Source organism: Actinoallomurus liliacearum (genome assembly GCF_039542035.1).
GTDB lineage: Bacteria > Actinomycetota > Actinomycetes > Streptosporangiales > Streptosporangiaceae > Actinoallomurus > Actinoallomurus liliacearum.
Genome location: NZ_BAABHJ010000005.1, coordinates 399,842 through 416,181, shown reverse-complemented (window position 1 = coordinate 416,181; position 16,340 = coordinate 399,842). Strand labels below are relative to the sequence as shown.

Below are 16,340 nucleotides of genomic sequence, written 5' to 3'. Positions count from 1 at the left end.
TGAGCGTACTAATCCGTCACCAAGCGTGCTGGTTTTTCGTTATATGTCGATCATCGGGGGAAGGATGCGTTCCGCCGCGGCGGCGATCGCCGCCACCTCCGCCGTGGTGAACAGCACGGGTTGCCGCTCGATGAGGCGGTTCACCCGGTCGGCCCGGTGCAGCAGCACCCCGTCGTACACGATCCCGCCGCGCGGCAGCCGTCCCCCGTGCACGGCGATCACCGGTGAGATCTCGACCTCGTGACCGGTCTCGGCGGCCAGGCGGGCCGCGACCGCCGAGGCGGCCCGGCGCGTCCGGGCGTGCAGGCGCGTCAGCGGCCGCGGCCCGGCCCACAGCCGCCCGTCCACCCGTAGCCGGGTGAGCGGCGGCCACCGCCGCGAAGAGATCGCGTACACACCGGTGTGGCCGACGACCAGATGATCGAGGTTCTCCCGGAATCCGTCGGGGAGCGCCCGGTCGTGGAGTACGTGGAAGTACGCCGGATCGAGCCGGGACAGCCGGCGGCCCATCCGGCGCTCGGCGGCCGCTCCCCGCCGCCAGTCGGTGAGCACGCCCGGCCGGATGCGGAAGTAGAGGAGTTGTGCGAGCAGCAGGCCCAGGCCGACCGCCAGCCCCGGGGGCCAGCCGAACAGCCCGGCGGTCATCGACCCGGCGACCCCGGAGATCACGACCCGCGCGAGGGCGCGTTCCTGGCGCCGTTCCGCGCGCAGGGCGCGGTACCTGGCCTGCGCCGACGCGCCAGCCATGGACGCAACTCGTCCGGACACGGCACTCCTCCTCATCGGACAGGGTGCTGCGCGGACGTCGACCGTTCAAGGCACTTGAACGGCCTGTGCAAGCCGCTTGACGAAGTGCCGACCCATCGGACGTTGACACTGCAATAGTTACAGTGTCATCGTGAGAGGCATGGACGGACCATGGACGCTCCCGGAGCTGACGACCAAGGCCGCCGCCGCCCTGGCCGACGGGCGTTCGCCACGGCCGAGCGGACGGGTCCGCGACCTGCCCAACGAGCGCACCATCCGGTGGTACGTCACGATCGGCCTGGTCGACCCACCACTGAGCCGGCGCGGCCGCGTCGCCGTGTACGGTCCGCGACACCTGCTCCAACTCGTGGCGATCAAGCGCCGCCAGGCGGAGGGCCGCTCCCTCGCCGACATCCAGGCCGAGCTCACCGGCGCCACCGACGCGACCCTGCGCCAGATCGCCCGCCTCGACCCCACCGCCGGCGACCCGACACCCCCAGGCGAGCCCACCCCGCACCCCGACGACACCCCCCAGACCCCAGGTCCCCAGCCACCGGTGTCGCCACCCGGCACGCCACCCTCGGCTCCGGACACACCCACCCCGACTCCCGGCACACCCGCCCCCGGTCCGGGCACGCCTACTTCGGCTTCCGGCACACCCACCCCGGCTCCCGGCGCACCGAACTCGGGTCCGGACGCATCGGCCCCGGCCCCCGGCACACCGGCTCCAGATTCCCGCGCAGCCGCCTCGACCTCGGCGCCCCGCACGCCGATCCCCGGATCCGGCGCACCGGCCCCGAATCCCGGCGCGCAGCCGCTGGAGCACGCCGGAGAGCCGTCGATCCGGAAGTCCGACGTACGGCCGCCGGCGCCGGGCGCCCGGCGGTTCTGGGCCGAGCGCCCGGCCTCCCCAGCCGGTCCGCCTGCCCCAGCACCGGCTCACCCATCCGGCCCGCCGGCCCCAGAGCCGACGCCCCCATCCAGCCCGGCCGTCCCAGCGCCGACGTCGCCGGCCGGTCCACCGGCTTCGGAGTCGGTGTCCCCGGCCGGCCCACCGATCCGAGAGCAGGCGCCCCCAGTCGGCCCGCCGACTCCGGAGCCGATGTCCCCAGCCGGCCCACCGATCCGAGAGCCGGTGTCCCCAGCCGGCCCGCCGGGCCCGGAGTCGGCGCCCGGCGTGCTCGTCCGCGGGGTCCGGCTGGCCCCCGGCGTGACCCTGCTCCTCGACTCCTCACCGTCCCCGGAGGACGCCGCCGCCATCGCGGCCGCCGCCGCTCCCCTGCTCGACCTGCTGACCGAGAGAGGTCTCCGATGAAGATCGAAACGTTGTCCGGCGAGGTGGAGCCGGTGCTGGACGCCGGGCTGGGCGCCCTGCGCACCGAGCGCGGCAATCTGCCTCTCGAGTCCGTCGACATACGGGCGGCGGTCACCGGGCTGTCCGCCCGCGTCACGATGACGCAGGGCTTCCAGAACCCCTTCGACGTGCCGCTCGAGGCGACGTACGTCTTCCCGTTGCCGGACCGCGCCGCCGTCACCGGCATGCGAATGGAGGCCGCCGACCGCATCGTCGAGGGGGTGCTGAAGGAGCGCGGGCAGGCACGCGAGGACTACGCGACGGCACTCGCGGCCGGGCAGCGTGCGGCGCTGGCCGAAGAGGAGCGCCCGGACGTGTTCACGATGAGCGTCGGCAACATCCCGCCCGGCGAGCGCGTGACCGTGCGCCTCACCCTGAGCCAGCCGCTGCCGTACGAGGACGGCGAGGCGACGCTGCGGTTCCCCCTTGTGGTCGCGCCCCGCTACGTTCCGGGCACCCCGCTGGACGGCCCGCCGGTCGGCGCGGGAACGCAATCCGACACCGACGCCGTGCCCGACGCCTCGCGCATCAGCCCGCCCGTACTGCTGCCCGGCTTTCCGAACCCGGTACGACTCAGCCTGTCCGTGGACGTCGACCCGGCCGGCCTGTCCCTCGACGGCGTACGGTCGAGCCTGCATACCGTGACCACCGACGGCCGGACCCTGCGGCTGGAGCCGGGCGAGCGGCTCGACCGGGACTTCGTCCTGCGGCTGCGGTATGACGCCGGGGCCTCGTGCGCGGTGTCCGGCGAGACCTTCACCGTCACCGTGCTGCCGCCCGCCGGCCCGGCCGTGCCCCGCCCCCGGGACGTCGTCATCCTGCTCGACCGGTCGGGGAGCATGATGGGCTGGAAGATGGTGGCCGCGCGCCGCGCCGCGGCGCGCATCGTCGACACGCTGCGCGGCGGCGCGGAGGGCGGTGACCGGTTCGCCGTGCTGTCGTTCGACCACGAGATCGAGCGCGCCCTCCCTGGCGGACTGTCCGCCGCGGCCGACCGCGCCCGGTACCGCGCCGTCGAGCACCTGGCCCGGCTCGAGGCGCGCGGCGGCACGGAGATGCTGCGCCCGCTGGAGGAGGCGGTCGCGCTCCTGTCCGACGACGGCGACCGCGACCGGATCATCGTCCTGGTCACCGATGGCCAGGTGGGGAACGAGGACCAGATCCTCGGGCGACTGTCGCTGGACGGGATCCGTGTCCACACGATCGGCATCGACCAGGCGGTGAACGCCGGATTCCTGGGCCGCCTCGCCGCCGCAGGCGCCGGCCGGTGCGAACTCGTCGAGTCGGAGGACCGACTCGACGAGGTGATGGACCACGTCCACCGCCGCATCGCCACGCCCGCCGTGACCGGCGTGTCCCTGGAGATGCCCTCGGCCGTCCCCGGCTCGCAGGCGCCGGCGCGGCCGGGCGACCTGTTCCCCGGTGTGCCCCTGGTCGTCCGGGGCCGGTGCACCGCGCCCGGTCCCGTGACCCTGCGCGGCGTCGCGGCCGACGGTTCCCCCTGGGAGCAGCGCCTCGAGCCGGTGGCGACCGAGAACCCGGCGGCCACCGCCATCTGGGCCCGTGCCCACCTCCGGGAGCTGGAGGACCGTTACTCCTCAGGCGTCGCCGCCGCGCACCCGGACGTCGAGCGGATCATCGACACGTCCCTGCGATACGGCGTGCTGTGCCGGTTCACCGCGTTCGTGGCCGTCGACACCCGCGTCGTGACCGACGGCGCGCCGGCGCACAAGGTGATCCAGCCGGTGGAGTCACCCGCCGGCTGGGACACGACCCTGGCCGCGAACACGCTCGGCGCCCCGGCACCCGCCCCAGGCGGATACGGAGCCCCGCCCGCAGCTCCGGGTTCCTACGGGCCCCCGCCCGCCCCGGGCCAGGCGGCTCCCGCCGCACCGGCGCCCGGCGCCGCGCCCGTTCCTGGCTCCTACGGAGCCCCGGCACCCACCGGCGCACCCGCCCCGAGCGGATACGGAGCCCGGCCCGACGCCCCGGGTTCCTACGGCCCCCAGCCCGCCCCGGGGTACGTGGCTCCCCCCGCACCGGCCGCTCCACCGGCCGGCGGGGCTCCGGGCGGTCCGGCGCGGGGCTTCGTCCACGCCCGGGCACGCATGCCGAGGCACGAGCCGGCTCGGGCCGTGGACACCCGCAGCCAGGTCGCGGAGGAGCTGCGGCGGCTGCGCGCGGCCCGGCCCGCCTCGGAGGTCGAACGCCGCCAGGTCCTCGCCGACCTGGGCAGCCGCCTCGAGGTGCTGGTTCCGGGCGAGTTCACCGAACTCGCCGCCGCGCTCCGTACCTGCGACGACCCGGCCGGTCCCCGAGGCCATGCGCTGGACGAACTGTGGGACCGCACGCTCAGCGAACTCGCCGCCTACGCGGAGCCGAGCGAGCGCAAACCGTTCTGGCACCGCCGCCCGCGCTGACCGGGACGCCGTTATCGCCGAGGATTTCCGTCGCTATGGCAGCGAAAATCCTCGGCGATAACGGCCGCCCACAGCAACGGGACGAGCTCCGCGACCAGAGCTACGACGTCCAGGCACAAATCCGGCGGCCCCGGGGGGCCGCCGGATCATGGCCAGCGTCGCGCTGCCCTGGACCGCCGACACCATGGACTCGAGGCCGGCCAAGCCGCCGGGAAGGCCGGTGAGCCGGAAGACGATCGGTTTGGCGTCAGCGCCCCGGATTTCCGCTGCCATAGCAGCGGAAAAACGGGGCGGAAGCCGCTCGCAGCAGCCCTGTGTCGACGGTCGCCGTGGGTTGGTGGGTGGGCGGAACTGTTGGGGAGGTCGCCGATCGGTATTCGTGCTGGTTCGGTGAGTGCTGTGGGTGGGGGCGGTTGGCCGGGTTGTTGTCAGCGGTCGGCTGCGGTGGTGGTGCGGAGGCGGCGGGCGAGGCCGCGGTTGAGCGTGCGCGGCCAGAGTGGGCCGCCGTAGATGAGACCGGTGTACGCCTGGACGAGCGTCGCCCCGGCGCGGAGGCGCTCCCAGGCGTCGTCGGCGGTCTCGACGCCGCCGACGGAGATCAGCACGAGATGGTCGCCGGCCCGGTCGCGCAGCCGGCGCAGCACCTCCAGGGACCGCCGTTTCAGCGGTGCCCCGGACAGGCCGCCGCCGCCCGCCGCCTCGACCTCGGCTGGGTCGGTGGCCAGTCCGTCGCGGGAGATCGTCGTGTTCGTGGCGATGATGCCGTCGAGGCCGAGTTCGAGTGCCAGGTCGGCGACCGCGTCGACGTCGGCGTCGGCGAGGTCCGGGGCGATCTTCACGAGCAGCGGCACGCGCCGGTCCGACACCCGGTCGGCGGCCTCCCGTACGGCGGTGAGCAGCGGCCGAAGGTGCTCGACGGCCTGAAGGTTGCGCAGGCCGGGGGTGTTGGGCGAGCTGACGTTGACGACGAGGTAGTCGGCGAGTGCGGCCAGCGCCTCTGTGCTCGCGACGTAGTCCGCGACGGCCTCGTCCTCCGGCACGACCTTGGTCTTGCCGATGTTCACCCCGACGATGACGTTCCGTGGCCCCCGGAGGCGGGTGGCCGCGGCCCGTGCGCCGTGGTTGTTGAAACCCATCCGGTTGACGATCGCCCGGTCCCGTACGAGGCGGAACAACCGGGGCTTGGGGTTGCCGGGCTGCGGGCGCGCGGTGACCGTTCCGATCTCGACGAATCCGAAGCCGAACGCGCCGAGCGCCTCGTACGCCTCGGCGTCCTTGTCGAAACCGGCGGCGAGCCCGAGCGGCCCGGGGAACTCCAGGCCGAGGGCGCGGACGCGCAGCGCCGGGTCGCGGGGGCCGAGGGCGCGGCGCAGCAGCGGCAGCGCCCCGGGGACCGCTCCGAGGAGGCGCAGCGCCGCGAAACTCATCCGGTGGACGGTCTCCGCGGAAAGGCGGCGCAGGATCAGCGAGAACACGAGTCGATACATCGGATGCGATTCTCTCAGCGTCCGCCGGTGCCGCGCCGGGCGGCCCGGCTCGCTATGTTGTGATCATGGCACCTGCCGCTTCCCTCCGTGTCGAGGTGGACGGCGGTCCGGCGACCGCGGACCGGCTTCGGCACCTCGCGCTGGTGAACTACGGGCACCTGACCGTCATGCAGGTCCGCGGCCGGCGCACCCGCGGCCTGGGGCTGCACCTCGCGCGGCTGGACGCGGCGAACCGGGAGTTGTTCGGCACGGGCCTGGACGGCGACCGGGTCCGCGATCACATCCGGCACGCGCTCGGCGACGACTTTCCGGACGCCACCATTCGGCTCGTCGTCTTCCGTCCCGACGAGGCGGAGGACGTCTCGATCCTGGTGATCGTCCGCCCGCCGCACGACATGCCCGCCGCGCCGCAGAGCCTTCAGACGGTGCGCTATGAGCGGCCGGTCGCGCACATCAAGCACGTCGGGGCGTTCGGGCAGATCTATCACGGGTCGGCGGCCGGGCGCGCAGGCTTCGACGACGCGCTGCTGACCGGGCCCGGCGGCGTCATCTCGGAGACGTCGATCGCCAACATCGGGTTCTTCGACGGCGACTCGGTCGTCTGGCCCGACGCTCCCCTGCTGCCGGGGATCACGATGCAACTGCTCGAACCGGCGCTGGCGGCTCGTGGCCTCCCCTCGCGGCGGCGCACCGTCCGGGTGGCCGACCTGCCGTCGTTCGACACGGTGTTCGTCAGCAATTCCGGTGGCGTGGCACCGGTCGGCCGGGTCGATGACGTGCCGCTCTCGATCGATCCGGAGCTGGTCAAGACCCTCTTCGAGGCGTATGAGTCCGTTCCCTGGGACGTGATCTGACGTCGCTGCCCTTCCCGAGGCGTCTCACGGCACAATGCGGCGATTCACCGGATATCAGGGCTGATTTCGGTTAATGCGGTTTCTGCGGTCGTTTCAAGGAACGACGAGTCTTTACCCCAGGAAACTTGACACGCCACGGCAAGATCGCCGACAGTACAGAGACCAGATCTGTCGCCGGGAGGCAGTAAGGCAATAACCGCCACGATCACCTTAAAGCACCATTTTAAGGCTGGTCATGGGACGCCCGGATGGGCGTCTTTTCTACTTTTCAGGGGGGACCCGATGAAAGCAACCACCGCCCAGGAAGTAGGGAGGACGGTGCGGCTCGCGCTGCGCACGTGGGGCCACACGTTCCGTCTGGTCACTCTGGTGATCGTGGTGACATGGCTGTTCATGGCCACCGAGCGGCTCCCGTTGATCACCTGGTGACGCCAGGGTCCGGGCGCCATTCCGCCGCCCGGAACACCGAATTCTTTGGTCTTCCTCCTCGACGCCGAGGAGGAAGACCGGTCCACGAACCCCGCCCCCGATGACCGTCACAACCGAACCGCTCAGCGCGGTTCCCCCCTCATCTCCTCGCCATTGAGCCGCATTTCCCGTCGCCGGATTCGGCGCCCTGACGCCCCGCTCCGGATGAGTTTCAACCGTGATCGCGCGTCGTACGGTTCCGGGTGGCCGGAGCCGCCTTCAAGGATCATCAGCGGCGGCCGTCGACCGGGCCGTCGACGAGTGACGGCCCGCACACGCACCGCCTCCGCCGCACGAGCCGGCCCGCCTCGGCGTTGGCGTGAGCATCTGCTGTCATGTGTTACGTTTTGGCAAATTTCTAACTTTAGACCTTATGTACCTGATTGTCCGTAACGACAATCTGCCCTGGTTCACCATCGGCCGGGCTCCCCTCCCTCATGCCCGGCCCGAAAGGGGTCTCGTGAAGAAGCTTGCCGTCGTCGCCGCGACGGCCGGTCTCGGTATGACCGGGCTCGGCCTGATAGGCGCCACAAGCGCGTCCGCGGCCACGGACGCGTCCGATACCTTCCGCCCGGCGAGCCTGAGCTGGCACGCCTGCCAGGCGGACATCGTGAACGGAGCCAAGGCGTACGACGCCCTCGGCCCGGTCAAGGTGTCCACGATCATCCAGTGCGCCGAGCTCCAGGTTCCGCTGGACTACGCCCACCCGAACGGCCAGAAGATCACCATTGAGGTGACCCGTACCCCGCACCAGGGCTCGGGCCCCGCCAAGGGCGACATCCTGGTCAACCCGGGCGGTCCGGGCGGTGAAGGCGCCCTGTTCGGCCCGCGCGTGTACGCGCAGAACTCGGCCGCGATGCAGCAGGCGTACAACGTCATCGGCTTCGACCCGCGCGGCATCGGGTACAGCACGCCCAAGCTGACCTGCGACGAGAACTACAGCAACGCGCCGCGGCCGAACTACGGCACGGGCGGCAAGGCGACCGACGCGGCCTGGCTGAGCAAGACCAAGGCCTACGCCCAGGCGTGCGCCCAGAAGTGGGGCAAGGGCTCCCAGCTGGACCTGCTCGACCACATCAAGACCATCGACTCGGTTCGTGACATGGACACGATCCGCAAGGCGCTGGGCAACCAGAAGCTGGACTACTACGGCGCCTCGTACGGCACCTACCTCGGCCAGGTGTACGCGACGGTCTTCCCGAAGCGCGTCGGCCGGATGGTCCTCGACGGGAACGTCAACCCCAAGCACGTCTGGTACGACGCCCAGCTCGACCAGGACCGCGCGTTCGACAAGAACATCGAGTACTACTTCGGCTGGATCGCCAAGTACGACAACGTGTACCACCTGGGCAACACCCAGCAGAAGGTGCACGACTACTTCTACGGGCTCGAGAACACGCTGGCCAAGAAGGCCGCGACCGCCCAGGGTTCCGCGGTCGGCCCGGACGAGCTCGTCGACGGCATCCAGACCGCGGCGTACCGGCGCAGCCAGGCCGTCTGGCACACGTACGCGGCCGCGCTGTCCGCCTACAAGACGGGCGAAGTCGAGACGTTCGTCGGCACCTACGGCGTCCAGACGACCGGCGGCAGCGACGACAACGAGTTCGCGGTCTACAACGCCGTCCAGTGCACCGACACCCAGTGGCCGCTGAACTGGAGCAAGTGGCACAACGACGCCGTCAAGGTCAACAAGACCGCGCCGTTCGAGACCTGGGGCAACGTCTGGTTCAACGCCCCCTGCCTGTACTGGGGCGCCAAGGCCGGCACGCCGGTCAAGGTCGGCCAGACCAAGGACCTGCCGAAGAACATCCTGATGTTCCAGGCCACCGACGACGCGGCCACGCCGTACGCCGGCGCGCTGGAGCTGCACAAGGTCCTCAAGGGCTCGCACCTCGTCGTCCAGGACGGCGACCGTACGCACTGCATCGTGCACCGCGGCGACCTGCGCCCGGGTGGCGTCGACTCCTACTTCGACGCCTACTTCCTGAACGGAACGCTGCCCAAGCAGGACACCGTGCACGTCTCGCAGCTCGGTGACCCGACCCCGCCGGCGTCCACCGCGAAGACCGCGGCGACCGCCCACAGCGAGGTCGTCAAGTAACACCCTCCACGGAGAAGGGGCCCTCGACCCGAGGGCCCCTTTTTCGCGCTCTCGCCCGAGACGCGGCCGCTGCCCGACGTGCGGCCGGGTCAAGTTCCGGCAAAAGCGTCGATCCGCCCTGAACCGGGCGGTAACGTCCCACCGGCCAAGATCATGTCCTGAGGAGCCACCGTCCCATGCGGAAGACCCCCCTCGTCCCCCTCGGCCTCGCCGTGGCCGCGAGCCTCGCCTGCGGCGCGCTGACCGGATGCTCGTCGAACGCTCCGCGGTCGGCCGGCGCGCGCCAGGACTCCGCCGTCGTCCAGCCGCAGGACGGCAGCGTACGCTCGGCGTCCCGGCCCAAGGGCCTCATCCCCGGCGTCGACGTCAGCGCCTACCAGTCCAAGGTCAACTGGGTGTCGGTCAAGGCGCGGGGGAACAGGTTCGCGTACGTCAAGGCGACCGAGGGCGTGCGGTACGTCAGCTCCACCTTCAAGGCGCAGTACGCCGGCGCCCGCAAGGCCGGGCTGGACCACGGCGCCTACCACTACGCGACGCCGAACACCTCGAGCGCGAAGCGCCAGGCCGACTACTTCCTCGCGCACGGGGGCGGCGGCAAGGCCGACGGCCACACCCTGCCCGGCGTGCTCGACATCGAGGACAACCCGTACGGCAAGAACAAGTGCTACGGCCTGAGCCACGCGAAGATGGTCGCCTGGATCGGCGCGTTCCTGAAGGAGTACCACGCTCGTACGGGCCGGCGGGCGGTCATCAACACGTTCAAGGACTGGTGGATCGACTGCACCGGGAACTCCAAGGCGTTCTCCGCCACGGACCGGCTCTGGGTGAACGACCACAAGGCCACCGCGAGCAAGGTCCCGGTCCCGTCGGCGTGGAGCTCGTACACGATCTGGCAGTGGACCGACAAGGGCGTCTACGGCGACGAGGACTACGTCAAGTCGGCCACCGTCTACCGAAAGCTGCTCGCGAGCTGACCGGGCGACGCGTTCTGTCGGCGCCCGTCGGCAGACTGCCTCGAAGTCCGCAGTGAGGGAGACGGCGATGCGCACGTTGTTCGACGGCGAGGTGTTCGTGGCCTACCGCCAAATCTATGTCGAGAGCGGTGGCGGCTTCGGCGGCGACATGTACGCCACCTTCGCCGGCCAGTCCAACGGGTTGTGCGGCGGCGCGGTACCGGGCTCCCTGTTCCTCGTCACCGGCCTGCACACCGGGGACGTCGCCTTCACGGTCGAGCTGCACAAGAGCGCGCCTCCCACGGAGTACGCCTGGGAGGACATCGTCGAGGTCTCGTTCACACCTGTCGGCCCGGACGTCGTCCTTGCGGAATGGGGCGCGAACTCCTATCCGCTGGAGCTCGATCAGGTCTCCTACCGGGTCCGTTACTCCGCGACCGGAATGGACGCGGGCGCCGAGCTGGACACGCCGGACGGCGATGACCTGGGTCCTGACCGGTATCTCCTCCAGTTCTGGCCGGACGCTCCGCGTCCCGACGCGGTGGTGAAGCAGACCAGCGACCAGGCCGCCTACTGGCACGGTGTCCCCCGCAGAGTGCCGCCGTCGTCCGCTCCCCCGGCGGAGCGGTCCGCGCGCTGAGAAGGCGTCCTGGCTTCGGGACCGGCCCGTCAGGGATCATGATCCGGTGGCTTGGGGCATCGGCGGGGTGCCGCGGCCTGGCAGCCGACCGGCGACCAGGCCGCTGCTGTACGTGGACATCGACGGGGTGCTCAACCCGGCGGCCACGGACACCGAGGGCTTCACGGCACATCGGATCGGCGGGCTGACCGTCCGCCTCTCCCCGGCGCACGGGGACTGGCTCAGGGAGCTCGCGGACCGGTACGACCTGGTCTGGGCGACCACGTGGGAGCATGAGGCGAACGTGCACGTGGGCCCGTTGCTCACCCGGCGGCACGTCGACCGGCTCCTGGCCTGGCCTCGGGCGAACCGCTGAACGGGCCACCGAACGCTCGGCCAACGGCGTTGAGATCGAGGACATGGCGCCCGAGTCGCCCGGCCGACGCGTCGTTCGCCGAGCGTTCCGTACGCCGAGGAGCGGGCCGCGCTCGCGTGGGTAGGGGACGGGGACGAGCCGGTGCCCCGCTGCCGGCGGATCCGGGGGACGCGATGCAGACCTTCCTTCCCTACGCGGACTTCGCCGCGACGGCGCGTGTCCTCGATCAGCGCCGCCTCGGGAAGCAGCGGGTCGAGGCGCTGCAGGTGCTGCGCGGGCTGACCGTGCCCGGCTACGGCTGGCGGCACCACCCGGCGGTCCGGATGTGGACCGGGTACGAGGAGGCGCTGACGTGCTACGGCCTGGTGATCTGCCGCGAGTGGTGCAGCGCGGGCCGCCGGGACACCTGCGCCGCCGGCCTGCGCACCGAACTGCGCACGGCGAGATTCATCCCCGCCGCCCGCGACCAGGCCGGGCTGGCCGCGGCCGGCGCCCTGCCGCCCTGGCTGGGCGATCCGGACTTCCACCGCAGCCACCAGTCCGCGCTGCTCCGCAAGGACCCCGACCACTACGCCCGGTTCTTCCCCGGCGTCCCCGACGACCTGCCGTACGTCTGGCCTGTCGCCGACCGCCTGGGCACGGCGGAGCGTTCCGGCGACCCGTAGCAAGCGGTGGCTCAGCTCTGCGGGGCCGTGGCCACCGCCCGCCTCCGTCCGGCGGTGGCCACGGCGATCATCCAGATCGCCGACAGCAGTCGCCACAGCGGCTCGAGCCGGGTGACGGGCGTCACGACGATCGAGACCAGCGACACCGCGAGCAGGGGAGCCAGCACGAGGCCGAACCGCAGCGCCCACCGGGGCCGGAAGCCCACGGGGAGGCCGGTCCGGGAGACGAGCCAGACCAGGGCCCCCAGCGCGGTCAGGTGCAACGCGCCGCCACACGCCAACGTGAGCCGGCCGAGCGCCTTCAGCGTGCCGTCCCCGGCGTCGTCGGCGATCGCCACGAGCAGCAGCGACAACGCCACCGAGGCGCCGAAGGCCGCCGCCGCGGCCCCGCCCGCCCACCGGACGCGCCCGGCCTCCGGTCCCCCGGGATCGAGGGTCCGGGCCAGGCCGACGCCGAACCAGGCGAGGCACACCGCCGCGACCGCCTGCAGCGCCGCGGCGGTCACGACGGCGGCGGCGCTGCCGGTGTAGTACTCCCGCAACTGCGCGGCGGACGCGTCCGGCAGGTACAGGGACGTCTTGGCCAGCGCACTGCTCGCCACCAGACCGGCCACGAACGCCACGACGAATCCGACGCCCGCCGGCCGCCATCCTCGCCCTGCCGCAGGTTCGAGCTCCATGAGGGCATCTCCCTTGCCGAGCCGCCGATCGGGCGGCGCTCTCCGAGTGCCCCCAAGATTCCCGAGCGGGTACGCGGCGCGTCGTCCCTCAGGAGCGGCCTCGTCCCGTACGGTCCCGGGCGCAGCCCGCGCGACGGCCCGTACGCCACCGGACGTACGGACCGGCGCGCGGACCGGACGTCGCCGGTGCGCGCCGGGCCGCGCCTCAGGTGGTGGTCGCTCCGGTGCCGCCGGTGAAGGCGAACACCGACAGGGGGTCGTAGCCCGAGAAGAGCAGGCGGATCACGATGATCGCCATGGCCTCCAGGTGGCGGGCCTGCGTCAGGTCACCGGCGTCCAGGGACTCCGCGCCGAGGTCGGTGATCAGGGTGCGCGCCGCGGCCTTGCCCTCCTCGTCGCCGGCGATCGGCACGGCGAACGGACGGCCGTCGAAGGCCGGCGGCCGCATCTTCCAGACATCGCCGTGCGCCTGGTTGAACGCCTTGACGACGTGCGCGCCGGGCGCCAGACGGGCCACCTCCTCGGCCATCGACATACCGCCTTCGAAGGCGATCCGCGAGAAGTCCGAGAGGTCGACGGCGTTCCCGCAGTCGATGATGGTCTTACCGGCCAGCGCCCCCTCGGGGCCGCCCGCCGCCACCAGCGTCTCCTCCAGTCCGGCGAGGAGCACGGCGAGCAGCAGCACGTCACCGAACTCGGCCGCCTCCCGCAGGGTGCCCGCCTTGGCGCCGACCCGCTGGGCGAGGTCCTCGGCCTTGGCCGGGGTACGGCCGCCGATCAGGACGTCGTGTCCGGCGCGTATCCAGCCGGGCACGAGCGCCTCGGTCATCCTTCCGGCTCCGAGCACACCGATTCTCATGGCAGTCCTCCTGTCACGTCGAAGTACTGCCTGAGACCGTAGGAAGCCGTGGGGAACCGAACGGTTCCCTATGCCGAGCGGACGGCCCCGGCGGCGCGGGCGTCGAGGAGCGTCCCGGTGTTGTCCTCGGCCCAGCGGGACAGCGCGCACAGCGGTTCGAGGAGGCTGCGGCCGAGGTCGGTGAGGCGGTACTCCGCCCCGGGCGGCGCGGTCGCGAGGGCGCGCCGCTCGACCAGTCCGTTGTCACCGAGCCGGCGCAGCGTCTGCGTCAGCATCTTCTTGCTGATGCCGCCGACCTTCTCGCGGAGTTCGGAGTAGCGGGCGGGACCACGGCCGAGCGCGATCACGACGACCACCGACCAGGTGTCGGAGACCAGTTCCAGAGTCGTCCGGGCCGGGCAGTCGGCGAGGAAGACGTCGTAGTGGACCACGACCGGATGGTACGCCGATCCGCCGGATCCTCGGCTGGTGTGCCTGGCCGGATCTCGCCATTCCGCCGCGTCCGTCGTCTCTGGCGCGAACCAAGATCGCGGGAGATCATCGATCGTCCGATCCGCTCCGCCGACCAGCCCCCGACCCCCCTCTCCCACCGGAGCGGACCGGTGACGTGGACCCTTCCCGCGAAAGAGGACATGTCATGCGTGATCCCGCAAGGTTCGCCGACGTGAGGCGGCCGCGCAGAGTGTTCGGTGCCTGGACGGCGGCGTGCGCGGTGCTCTCCACGGCGGTGCTGCTGCTGTCCGGCACGGCTGCGACGGCCGTGGTCGCGAAACCGCCGAAGCCGACCCCGAACCCCTGGCAGATGCGACACTGGCCGCGGACCCAGCCGTGGCAGCAGGCGCAGCCACAGCGCGCGTACGCCCAGAACGCCCCGCGCCCGATCGACCCGCAGAACTACGAACTGCCGGACACGATGACCTGGGACGACTACAAGGCCGTCCCGGACACCCACTGGAACGACCCCACGCGCACGGGCTCCATCAAGAACTTCAAGGGCGCGCTCGTCCTCGTCGACTACCCGAACCAGTCCTTCGTCATCTCCCAGCCGAAGAACTCCACGATCTACGGCAACCCGACCTCGGTGAGCGACGTGCCGCGCGACCAGGTGCCGCAGTTCTACCAGGACTTCCTCAACAAGCCGGGGCAGCTCAACCGCGGGCACACCATCCACGAGTACTGGATGGAGGACTCCGGCGGCCGGTACGGCATCGATCTGAAGGGGTTCGGCCCGTACCGGATGCCCGCCAAGAGTCACGAGTACGGGATCGAGTCCGACTTCCAGGGCGACCAGGGCTGCCCGGCGGGCGACACGTGCGACCGCGACTTCCGCAAGGACGCCCGCGCCGCGTGGATCGCCGACGTCGGTGAGCAGGTCGCGTCGCAGTACGACTTCGTGTTCTTCCTCAGCGCCGGGCAGGACGAGTCGTCCACCTGGCAGGAGTTCGGGCAGATGAAGTTCAACACGCCCCAGGACGTCACCGACGACTGGGGGCCGCCGGACCCGGCGCTGCCGAACTGGAACAAGACCCGCTACGTCGACTGGACGTCCTGGCAGGCCTCCGCGAACATCTGGCCGAACGCCGCCGCCGGAAGCTCCATCCAGGCGGAGAGCTCCGGGATGGGCACCTACGCCCACGAGTTCAGCCACATCCTCGGCATCGGCGACAACTACAACAACCCGTACTCCGTTCCGGCCCGCCGCGACTACTCCGGCCCCTGGGAGATGCTCAGCCGGGGTACGTTCAACGGTCCCGGCGGCCCGCACAGCCGCTGGCTGATCCCCGGCACCGCGGGCAGTTCGATGGGCGCCCAGCACATGCTGCGCAACAAGATGAAGCTCGGCATCGTCGACCCGTCCAACGTCCTGAGCCTCTCCCGGGAGGGACTGACCGGGTCGGGTGTCGTCGTGGCCACGGTGCGGGCCCGCGAGGTCCAACCCGGCTCCGGGGGGCTGACCGGGATCAACCTGGCGATGACCGGCGGCGACCACGATCCCGCCTGCAACGTCTCGACCGATCCGCTGTGCGACGGCGGCGGTTACGACAACTACACCCTCGAGGTCGTCGACCGCATGGGCTTCGACTCGTTCACCCCGGACAGCGGGGTCCTGCTCGCCAAGACCAAGAACCGCGACGCCGCCCCGTTCATCTGGACGATCGACGCCCACCCGGAGGACATCGACAAGGTCGACTTCGTGCTGCCGAACGGCACCCCGCAGAAGATGACGATCGGCGACTACCGGCAGCTCTCCGACGCGCTGTTCCACGCCGGCACCGACTCGGGCAGCGAGTTCGAGTACGTCGACCAGGGGAACCGCCTGCACTTCTACGTGCTCGACATCAAGCGCGACAAGACCGGCATCCTGTCGTACACGGTCGCGGTCCGGTCGCTGGACGGTTCGGGGACCCAGCGGCGGGGCGTGAGCCTCTCGCCGGGCGTCGGCGTCGCGGCTCCGCAGCGGGGATGGGCCCGGTGCACGCTGCCGCTGCGCAACACCGGCACGGCCGGGACCGCCCCGTACGGCGACTCCGACGTCTACCGCCTGTCCGCGACCACGGCGGGCCGGGGCTGGACGGCCTGGCTGCCGAACGCCCTCGCCACGGCCAAGGCGGGTGAGCGTACGGCGGTGCGGGTGTACGCGAAGCGCGGTGCGGGCGCGGCCCACGCCGGCCAGGTCAGGCTGACCGCCACCTCGGAGAGCGACCCGACGAAGAAGGCCACCACGACCTGCACGGTCGTCGGCTGACCGGAACACCC

At 71.6% G+C, this 16,340-nt stretch carries 15 protein-coding genes; 10 read left to right on the top strand and 5 right to left on the bottom strand.

Features of this window, described 5'->3' with window-relative positions:
• Positions 1-39 precede the first annotated feature (39 nt).
• A complete protein-coding gene (locus tag ABD978_RS09590) occupies positions 40-768 on the bottom strand; it encodes a nuclease-related domain-containing protein (protein ID WP_345351753.1) in 729 nt (242 codons plus the stop codon).
• A 139-nt stretch (positions 769-907) separates the two neighbouring features.
• Between ABD978_RS09590 and ABD978_RS09585 the strand changes: the two genes are divergently transcribed.
• Positions 908-2,062, top strand: coding sequence for a MerR family transcriptional regulator (locus ABD978_RS09585; RefSeq protein ID WP_345351750.1), 1,155 nt, complete (start codon positions 908-910; stop codon positions 2,060-2,062).
• Positions 2,059-4,521 (top strand): VIT domain-containing protein, encoded by a 2,463-nt coding sequence (locus ABD978_RS09580; RefSeq protein WP_345351746.1) that lies wholly within the window; start codon positions 2,059-2,061, stop codon positions 4,519-4,521. The genes ABD978_RS09585 and ABD978_RS09580 overlap by 4 nt, the downstream gene beginning before the upstream one ends.
• A 428-nt stretch (positions 4,522-4,949) precedes the next feature.
• Here the strand turns inward: ABD978_RS09580 and ABD978_RS09575 are convergent, their stop codons facing one another.
• The gene (locus tag ABD978_RS09575) at positions 4,950-6,008 is read right to left on the bottom strand and encodes a quinone-dependent dihydroorotate dehydrogenase (RefSeq protein ID WP_345351743.1); all 1,059 of its coding nucleotides are present in this window, start codon (positions 6,006-6,008) and stop codon (positions 4,950-4,952) included.
• A 65-nt stretch (positions 6,009-6,073) separates the two neighbouring features.
• Between ABD978_RS09575 and ABD978_RS09570 the strand changes: the two genes are divergently transcribed.
• The 7 genes from ABD978_RS09570 (at position 6,074) to ABD978_RS09540 (ending at position 12,044) form a co-directional block, all read left to right on the top strand.
• Entirely contained in the window at positions 6,074-6,862 is a 789-nt protein-coding gene (locus ABD978_RS09570) for an aminotransferase class IV family protein (RefSeq protein WP_345351740.1), read from the top strand.
• Positions 6,863-7,144: 282 nt separating this feature from the next.
• Positions 7,145-7,291 (top strand): hypothetical protein, encoded by a 147-nt coding sequence (locus ABD978_RS09565; protein ID WP_345351737.1) that lies wholly within the window; start codon positions 7,145-7,147, stop codon positions 7,289-7,291.
• Positions 7,292-7,790: 499 nt separating this feature from the next.
• On the top strand, positions 7,791-9,431 hold the full coding sequence (locus ABD978_RS09560) for an alpha/beta fold hydrolase (RefSeq protein WP_345351734.1): 1,641 nt from the start codon (positions 7,791-7,793) through the stop codon (positions 9,429-9,431).
• A 176-nt stretch (positions 9,432-9,607) separates the two neighbouring features.
• Complete coding sequence (locus tag ABD978_RS09555) at positions 9,608-10,405, top strand: GH25 family lysozyme (RefSeq protein ID WP_345351731.1); 798 nt, start codon at positions 9,608-9,610, stop codon at positions 10,403-10,405.
• 67 nt (positions 10,406-10,472) lie between these two features.
• Positions 10,473-11,024: a hypothetical protein gene (locus ABD978_RS09550; protein WP_345351728.1), complete on the top strand. Its 552-nt coding sequence runs from the start codon at positions 10,473-10,475 to the stop codon at positions 11,022-11,024.
• A 46-nt stretch (positions 11,025-11,070) separates the two neighbouring features.
• A complete protein-coding gene (locus ABD978_RS09545) occupies positions 11,071-11,379 on the top strand; it encodes an HAD domain-containing protein (protein WP_345351726.1) in 309 nt (102 codons plus the stop codon).
• Between the two features lie 116 nt (positions 11,380-11,495).
• Complete coding sequence (locus ABD978_RS09540) at positions 11,496-12,044, top strand: MSMEG_6728 family protein (RefSeq protein WP_345351723.1); 549 nt, start codon at positions 11,496-11,498, stop codon at positions 12,042-12,044.
• An 11-nt stretch (positions 12,045-12,055) separates the two neighbouring features.
• On the opposite strand, the gene ABD978_RS09535 is transcribed toward ABD978_RS09540, so the two are convergent.
• The 3 genes from ABD978_RS09535 to ABD978_RS09525 form a co-directional block, all read right to left on the bottom strand.
• Positions 12,056-12,724 carry a hypothetical protein gene (locus tag ABD978_RS09535; RefSeq protein WP_345351720.1) on the bottom strand — a complete coding sequence of 223 codons (669 nt, stop codon included), beginning with the start codon at positions 12,722-12,724 and terminating at the stop codon, positions 12,056-12,058.
• 205 nt (positions 12,725-12,929) lie between these two features.
• Positions 12,930-13,583: an NADPH-dependent F420 reductase gene (locus ABD978_RS09530; protein ID WP_345351717.1), complete on the bottom strand. Its 654-nt coding sequence runs from the start codon at positions 13,581-13,583 to the stop codon at positions 12,930-12,932.
• 68 nt (positions 13,584-13,651) lie between these two features.
• Positions 13,652-14,014, bottom strand: a complete 363-nt coding sequence (locus tag ABD978_RS09525; protein ID WP_345351714.1) for a winged helix-turn-helix transcriptional regulator — start codon at positions 14,012-14,014, stop codon at positions 13,652-13,654.
• A 206-nt stretch (positions 14,015-14,220) separates the two neighbouring features.
• Here ABD978_RS09525 and ABD978_RS09520 point away from each other — a divergent pair, with 206 nt between their 5' ends.
• Positions 14,221-16,329 carry a M6 family metalloprotease domain-containing protein gene (locus ABD978_RS09520; protein ID WP_345351711.1) on the top strand — a complete coding sequence of 703 codons (2,109 nt, stop codon included), beginning with the start codon at positions 14,221-14,223 and terminating at the stop codon, positions 16,327-16,329.
• Positions 16,330-16,340: the final 11 nt, after the last annotated feature.

What these genes read in the sequence shown, in the direction of transcription:
- ABD978_RS09520 (WP_345351711.1), top strand. Translation starts at nt 14,221, where the DNA reads ATGCGTGATCCCGCAAGGTTCGCCGACGTGAGGCGGCCGCGCAGAGTG.
- ABD978_RS09555 (WP_345351731.1), top strand. Translation starts at nt 9,608, where the DNA reads ATGCGGAAGACCCCCCTCGTCCCCCTCGGCCTCGCCGTGGCCGCGAGC.
- ABD978_RS09535 (WP_345351720.1), bottom strand. Translation starts at nt 12,724, where the DNA reads ATGGAGCTCGAACCTGCGGCAGGGCGAGGATGGCGGCCGGCGGGCGTC.
- ABD978_RS09550 (WP_345351728.1), top strand. Translation starts at nt 10,473, where the DNA reads ATGCGCACGTTGTTCGACGGCGAGGTGTTCGTGGCCTACCGCCAAATC.
- ABD978_RS09565 (WP_345351737.1), top strand. Translation starts at nt 7,145, where the DNA reads ATGAAAGCAACCACCGCCCAGGAAGTAGGGAGGACGGTGCGGCTCGCG.
- ABD978_RS09580 (WP_345351746.1), top strand. Translation starts at nt 2,059, where the DNA reads ATGAAGATCGAAACGTTGTCCGGCGAGGTGGAGCCGGTGCTGGACGCC.
- ABD978_RS09585 (WP_345351750.1), top strand. Translation starts at nt 908, where the DNA reads ATGGACGGACCATGGACGCTCCCGGAGCTGACGACCAAGGCCGCCGCC.
- ABD978_RS09530 (WP_345351717.1), bottom strand. Translation starts at nt 13,583, where the DNA reads ATGAGAATCGGTGTGCTCGGAGCCGGAAGGATGACCGAGGCGCTCGTG.
- ABD978_RS09575 (WP_345351743.1), bottom strand. Translation starts at nt 6,008, where the DNA reads ATGTATCGACTCGTGTTCTCGCTGATCCTGCGCCGCCTTTCCGCGGAG.
- ABD978_RS09570 (WP_345351740.1), top strand. Translation starts at nt 6,074, where the DNA reads ATGGCACCTGCCGCTTCCCTCCGTGTCGAGGTGGACGGCGGTCCGGCG.